Here is a 5,106-nt window from a genome sequence, read left to right as displayed (position 1 = left end):
GGTTGTTTTATTTCCAATGTTAATATTGTCATTAATTCAAATCAAGAGGTTTCGACTTATTACAATCTTGAAAATATCACTGTAAACAGCTCTAAGCAGAAAACGAATATTGAAATACGAAATTTTAATCGGAGCAGAAATGTCAAAATAATGAACTGTCAATCATCGATTATCAGAAAGCAGTACGAATACCAAATCTATTATTTTTCAAGAAATCTTGAACATGTGTTATTTGATGATCCTAACCCAGCGGGTGAAAGTAAAACTGAAAATGTTGAAAAATTTCTCATAGCACTATATGAGCCAGTTGAAGTTTTTCTTGAAAATTACCTGCCGAAATTAACTTGCATAAATTATTTTGAAAAGTATAAAGAAAGTTGGACTTTTATAGAAGCAAAAACTAATTCTCTTAAAAGATATAATAATATTCCACTGTTATTAGAATTTATAAATTTAAACCTAATTTAATTCGTATCCTTTTTTTATTAATAACTTCATATAAAGCATAGATTTCCATGATTAGTACAACCCATTTTATTGCTCATTTATTATAGGTTTTTAAGTAATGAATTGCAACAAGAAGATAATATCAATTATTGAAGAACTGATAGAGTTATAACTGTTAATATTAGAGTTAGGATAATCATCACAAAATCTGTTGAAGCAAGTTTGTTATGATGAAGATAAGTTCGGGTTTTACGTAGTCGGAAAGCCCTTAATTCCAGGGAGATAGCCCGATTCTGAATATTATGTATGGCATTTGCCAATACGGGGATGAGAAGGATTTTGAAGGCAGCCAGTCGTTGACGCAATGTGAGTTTCTTCAGTGAAATATTTCTTAAGGCAAGTGTCTCCATTTTATTATCAAAAATCCTTTTAAAAACTGGCAAAAAATGGATCGTAGCTGCTACTATAAAGCTGATCTCGTATGGGAATTTCCAGGCGTTAAGCGCTATCAGATAATCCTGAAAGGGATAATCCATCAATAATCCGGCAACGAGTATGATCAGGAAAAAGCGAAGTGAGGAGGCGAGGGCATAATTAATGCCAATATCTGTGATACGCAGTAAACTGAACTCAAAGATAACATTTCCATTACGGCGAAAAAGCAATTGGAAGATGAAGATCACCAGAATGATCCTGCCAAGTCTGGAAATACGAATGAGAAGCTGTTTTCTTGCCTTGGCTGATGGACGCAGAATAAAGAGCAGAGCCATCGTGATTGCCAGTAGAGTAATTTGCACATTAGGTTGCTGATAGGCAACCGAAATTCCGGTCAGGCAAATTACAATAACCATCACGGTACGCAGATTAGGAACGAATTTCATATTACAAAATGCTTGTTTCAAGGGTCAGAATAATATCTCTGCCCGGTTGAGGATAACCTGATTTTTCCTGATAGTTTTGATCAAAGGCGTTTTCTATGCCGAGCTTTACTTTGAATTTAGCAAAAGTTCTATTCAGATAAAAATTATGCAGCCAATAGGCGGGTAATATCTCATCATCACTATGGGAAATATCATGCCAGGAAGCATCATATACAAAGAATATATCATAAGGCAGCATGATCTTCTCATTGATATTTACAATGTTCTGCGGATTCTCATTAAGCGGTCTATCGCTATTATCGGTGTATTGTAAATAACGATACTGGAAATTATGCTCAAGAATGAAATTACATTTGAAGGCTGCTTCCAATCCATAACTATCCACTTGTTCAATATTTTCATATTGGGAATAATGAGCATAATATACCTTATCAACCAAATTATTTATGGCATTATAAAATACAGCCACATCCAGGTTTCCGGCAAGTGAACCGACCGTAAATGGTTGCAGTGTAGAAAGTTCATATTTCCAGGCACTTTCTTCTTTTAAGTCTGGATTGCCGGAAGATGAAGAAAAGAGTTCATGCATACCAGGATAATTGACGTTATTAGATATCGCCAGGTTATACTGAGCAAAACCTTTCGTTTCATAGAAAAGTCCTAAAGAGGGTTCAAGGTGGTAAATCCAGTTATTACGGTGATTCTGATGAAAGATAGAAAACCCTGAACCGGCAGAGAACGTAAAATCATTGAGCCTGACTTCCACCTGGCAAAAGGGATTTTGCAGTAATTGCCAGTTGGAAGTCCAATCCTTATAATCTCCATTATCCTTTCTTTTATATGATTGATATTCAGCCCGGTAGCCGGCGATGATATCCCAGTTATTCATTTTGAGTGTAAATTTATTAATCGTCCCGATATTAGAGCTAAGCAATCTGGAATTGAGATCAAGGTCAGTATCATCTGGTTGCCTAAAGGTTTGATAAATATCGTCATAGCCATCAAAATACAGGTTCATATTCAAAGTTTTATTCCAGTCTATCTGAAGATCGTTCTGGAAACTAACCTGGTATCTTTTCCAATCCACAAATTTGCGGAAAATATCCAGAGGATAATTGGGATTATAAAGTTCATTAGTAGCAACTGGAATCTGACGTTCATCCATCCAGGTATAGGAAGCAGAGATGCCAATACGGTGCAAATCAGAAAGATCATAATTTACACGCCCCTGCAGATCATATTGTCTTTGGGCTGAATGATCTCTGATGCCACCGTTTTCCAAAGTGACGGGGACAAAATCATCAGAGAGCGGGAAACCATCAGTATTATACCTGGCAAAAGAGACCAGGTAATCCCAGTTCCAAAATTTATGTGATGAAGAGAGTTGAAAACGATTAGTATTATTGCGCTGGATTTGCATGATGCCTTCCAGCCAGGCGGAATTATCAGGAGTAGCAGAGATGATATTTACCACTCCACCCATGGTATTACTGCCGTATAGGGCAGATACAGGACCTTTTATCACTTGTATTTCCTTAATATCAGCCACTGGCAGAGAGGATAGATCCACGGCATCAAAATAACCACCTCCGATGGGTCTGCCATCTATCATGATCATCACATCTTCTTTCGCAAAGCCACGGATGCTCAATTCTGAGTTGTTCTTGCCACCCTTGGAAATATTTATCCCCGAAATATCATTCACTGCTTCAGCAATATTGGTTTCACTATTGATAACCCGCTCATCAAAGGTTTTTACTACGATCTTCCCTATCGCCTGAGTAGGTTTTTCGGCTGTAATACTCGCTCCTTCGAGTAGATATTTAGGTTCAGGATGTGCTTTCAGGCTGTCAGGTTCAGCAGCATACATAGAGAAGCAATATATAATTACAATAATAAATAGTATATTTTTCATTATTTCCTTAAGTTTATGGATTTTTCCTTAATTTCATATATTTTTTCTGAGACGTCAGCAAATAGGTCATATCTGTGTGAGATGATCAAAATTCCTTTTTGTTTGCTTTGCTCAATTATCAGTTTTTTTAATTGTCTCTGCCGGGTGCTATCCAATCCTGCAGCAGGCTCATCCAGCAGCCATATTTTTTGTTTGTTCAGCAGCAGTGCAGCAAGTGCTACTCTTTGTCGCTGCCCTTCAGAAAGTTCCCACACGGGTTTATCTTTATAATTTAGCATATCAAAGTAATTAAGTGCTTTTTCAATTGCAGCTTCATCTATATTATTCACCTCAAATCCAGCTTGCCAGATACCCAAATCTAACATAGAAGTAGCTGCCAGCAAATTCAAAGAAGGAGATTGTCTAAGATATATGATCTCTTCTGCAATTGATTCTGTATCAGTACCAGCGATCTCAAGATCATTAAAAAGCAATTTACCTTTATAGCCGGACTGCAAAGCAAGCAGTAATCTGCAAAATGTGGATTTCCCTGAGCCATTTTCACCTGAGAGCAGGCTGACTCCTTCCAGAGGAATTTCAAGATCAATCTCCTGAAAAATGTCCTTTTCAGAAAATGCAAAAGAAAAGTTCTTCAGAGTTATCAGATTATTCATTTTGAGTTCAGATCTAAAGTAATATCTGCCATTTTTAATAATCCGGGATAATGATCTGCGATGATAACTGCCTTTCCAGAATCAGTATAATCTCTGATAAGCTGACAGACAGCAGCTAATTTATCATCATCAAGTCCACCACTGATTTCATCCAGTAATAATATTTTGGGCTGCAATGTATGAATAGCTGCCAAAGCTACCAGTTTTTGCTGTCCAAATGACAGTTTATCAGTATCAGCAAATCTTAGCTTTACAATATTCAAAAGTTTAAGTACCTGGTCGATTCTCGAATTTATTTCTTCCACACTAAGGCACAGATTTTCTGGTGCAAAAGCCAGTTCCTGCTCTACGGTTGGAAAAAATATCTGATCCTCAGGCTGCTGCATCACCAAAGAAATATTGGCAGCAAGTTCAGGCAGAGCTGCATTTTTGTGATCAATATCTGCCAGAATTATCTCTCCTTTTATTTCCCCTTGCCGGTGACGTGGAATGATGCCAGACAGCATGTAAAGCAAAGTGGTTTTCCCTGAACCGTTATCTCCTGTGAGTGCCATTATTTGTCCCGATTCGATAGAAAAAGATAACCCTGAAAACAGCCAGTCTTTTTGGTCAGGATATTTAAAACCAAGATCCTCTACCTGCAGCAGTTTCATTTTAAGTCAATCTGAGTGATATATTTCAGCCAGCGCTGATGAAAAGCATCGGATGGAATTATCAATCTCAAATACGATTCCCCCTCCTTACTGATCAAGGAAAGATACAGAGAATCAAGTTCTTTCCTGTTAATAGTAAGCTCAGCATTATCACTCGAAATGAAAGTAAGTTTATTCCAGCTATTATCTTCCAGATAGGATTTCAGAAAATATTTAACAGCTATCGCCTGTTCTGATCTCCCCGGTCCGGTTTCCACTATTTCAATAGCATCTTCTGGAAAAGCACCTATTTCAATTGATTTCCCGGATAGTGTGACTGTTAATAATACTTCTGATGGCACTTTATCTCGATTAATTATCCAGGAAAGTCCCAGCATCACAATGATCAAAGCAAATAAGACAATTATTATATTTTTCATAATTTCTCTTTAGATAGTTTTGTTATCTGTTTATCATCATACCAAAATTTGCAGCCGCCAAAGTGAAATTTTTCAAGTTCAAACGATGTCTTTCTTTCAGTGCCATCACTATAAACGATTTTCATCAATCCAGAAAAT

The 5,106-nt window shown here is 36.9% G+C and carries 6 protein-coding genes; 1 reads left to right on the top strand and 5 read right to left on the bottom strand.

Annotated features, from left to right (window positions below; translation table 11 throughout):
• Positions 1–468, top strand: a 468-nt coding sequence (locus tag RAO94_11010; protein ID MDP8322869.1) for a hypothetical protein, incomplete at its 5' end; no start/stop codon positions are given.
• Positions 469–593: 125 nt separating this feature from the next.
• Here the strand turns inward: RAO94_11010 and RAO94_11005 are convergent.
• From RAO94_11005 to RAO94_10985, 5 genes are read right to left on the bottom strand one after another with little or no spacing between them, the layout of a single operon-like run.
• Positions 594–1,349, bottom strand: coding sequence for an energy-coupling factor transporter transmembrane component T (locus RAO94_11005; protein ID MDP8322868.1), 756 nt, complete (start codon positions 1,347–1,349; stop codon positions 594–596).
• Positions 1,330–3,243 carry a TonB-dependent receptor gene (locus RAO94_11000; GenBank protein ID MDP8322867.1) on the bottom strand — a complete coding sequence of 638 codons (1,914 nt, stop codon included), beginning with the start codon at positions 3,241–3,243 and terminating at the stop codon, positions 1,330–1,332. The genes RAO94_11005 and RAO94_11000 overlap by 20 nt, the downstream gene beginning before the upstream one ends.
• Positions 3,243–3,896, bottom strand: coding sequence for an ABC transporter ATP-binding protein (locus RAO94_10995; protein ID MDP8322866.1), 654 nt, complete (start codon positions 3,894–3,896; stop codon positions 3,243–3,245). The genes RAO94_11000 and RAO94_10995 overlap by 1 nt, the downstream gene beginning before the upstream one ends.
• A complete protein-coding gene (locus RAO94_10990; GenBank protein MDP8322865.1) occupies positions 3,893–4,549 on the bottom strand; it encodes an ABC transporter ATP-binding protein in 657 nt (218 codons plus the stop codon). The genes RAO94_10995 and RAO94_10990 overlap by 4 nt, the downstream gene beginning before the upstream one ends.
• Positions 4,546–4,968 carry a hypothetical protein gene (locus tag RAO94_10985; protein ID MDP8322864.1) on the bottom strand — a complete coding sequence of 141 codons (423 nt, stop codon included), beginning with the start codon at positions 4,966–4,968 and terminating at the stop codon, positions 4,546–4,548. Before RAO94_10985 ends, RAO94_10990 begins: the two co-directional genes overlap by 4 nt.
• Between the last annotated feature and the right edge of the window lie 138 nt (positions 4,969–5,106).

The organism is Candidatus Stygibacter australis (genome assembly GCA_030765845.1).
GTDB lineage: Bacteria > Cloacimonadota > Cloacimonadia > Cloacimonadales > TCS61 > Stygibacter > Stygibacter australis.
Note: the sequence above shows the minus strand (reverse complement) of the source record. Positions and strands in the feature narration are given on the sequence as shown.

Bases quoted from the DNA above. Each gene is read 5' to 3' on its own strand.
- RAO94_11000 (MDP8322867.1), bottom strand. From the start codon at position 3,243: ATGAAAAATATACTATTTATTATTGTAATTATATATTGCTTCTCTATG.
- RAO94_10995 (MDP8322866.1), bottom strand. From the start codon at position 3,896: ATGAATAATCTGATAACTCTGAAGAACTTTTCTTTTGCATTTTCTGAA.
- RAO94_10990 (MDP8322865.1), bottom strand. From the start codon at position 4,549: ATGAAACTGCTGCAGGTAGAGGATCTTGGTTTTAAATATCCTGACCAA.
- RAO94_10985 (MDP8322864.1), bottom strand. From the start codon at position 4,968: ATGAAAAATATAATAATTGTCTTATTTGCTTTGATCATTGTGATGCTG.